A 1071-nucleotide genomic window follows, 5' to 3' on the forward strand; every position below is an offset into this window, starting at 1 on the left:
CAGCGCACCGTACTTGAGCAACTGCGGACTAGCAGCGATCCAATAGCCCGGCAGCATGCCGAAGAATTGCAACCGCTCTATCACGACCGTGAGATGGCCGGGCTAGCCGACGATGTGTACGACTCGGCCAGAGGCGAGGGACAGCCGGGTGCCGGATGGATTCGCGCCAGCGAGCATCTGGACAAGCTGCGCGAGTACGCGCCGCAGCTGAACATGACTGACGATCAGATAAGAGACTTGCTGAAGCCTGACAGTTCAGGCTTCCGCGCCGAAATCTACCTCCCCGACCCTGCCATCCTCGGCCCGGGCTACAAGCCCACCGTGGCATACAAAGGCTCGGCCGGTGAAGTCCTGACACCCGACCGTCTCCGCCCCACTGGCAGCGAAGACTTTGTCGCCAACAACTTCCCCCAGTCGGTAGGGTTGAGGACCTATTGTTACGACCGTGCGATGAACCATGCTACATCGCAAGGTGTGCAGGTGGGGCGCAGCCTGGGTGGGCGGGGTAGCGCACGCCGTGCAGCGCGCTTTGCACAGGCCGCTTGCCAGGTCTAGGCTAAGGGCATCTTCGGCCGGCAGACAAGCGCTGGCCGCCTTCACCGCTTCATAAAGGGATGCGCCGTGTCCAGGCTGGTACGAATCCTCGTTCTGTCGTTGTCTTTGGTCTGCGCCAGCTGCGGCGGCGTGTCGTTGCCTGCGCCTGCGCAGCAGTCGGCGTATCCGCTGCGCTCGTATTTCCCCGATCCCAAGGCACAAGCGCTGGCGCTGGCCGCCGAACATGGCAACGTCGAGGAAGTGCGGCGGTTGATGAAAGAAAAGCATGTCGATCCTGATGTGATCTTCTCCAAGGACGGCTACCCGCTGCTGATGTGGCCCATCCTCACGCAGAACCCGGAGGGATTGCGGGCGATGCTGGAAAATGGGGCAGATCCCAATGCACGCAAGCTGCATCCGCAGCAGAATACGACACGATTCAAAGGGCGGTGGATTCGCCCGCGAAGTGCAACAGTCCTATAACGTAGCGGGCCAGGTGTCGTAGCCTGAGCCCCTACACGACCAAGTGGAGTTGCA

Annotated in this window: 2 protein-coding genes; both read left to right on the forward strand. The window is 61.6% G+C overall.

Annotation, left to right across the window (positions count from 1 at the left end; genetic code table 11):
- Positions 1–555: Tle-like phospholipase domain-containing protein (locus XcuCFBP2542_RS19880; RefSeq protein ID WP_484606944.1), on the forward strand; the 555-nt coding region annotated here is incomplete at its 5' end.
- Positions 556–621: 66 nt separating this feature from the next.
- Positions 622–1017, forward strand: coding sequence for an ankyrin repeat domain-containing protein (locus XcuCFBP2542_RS18920; protein WP_425478065.1), 396 nt, complete (start codon positions 622–624; stop codon positions 1015–1017).
- Positions 1018–1071 lie beyond the last annotated feature (54 nt).

This window comes from Xanthomonas cucurbitae (assembly GCF_002939885.1).
GTDB lineage: Bacteria > Pseudomonadota > Gammaproteobacteria > Xanthomonadales > Xanthomonadaceae > Xanthomonas > Xanthomonas cucurbitae.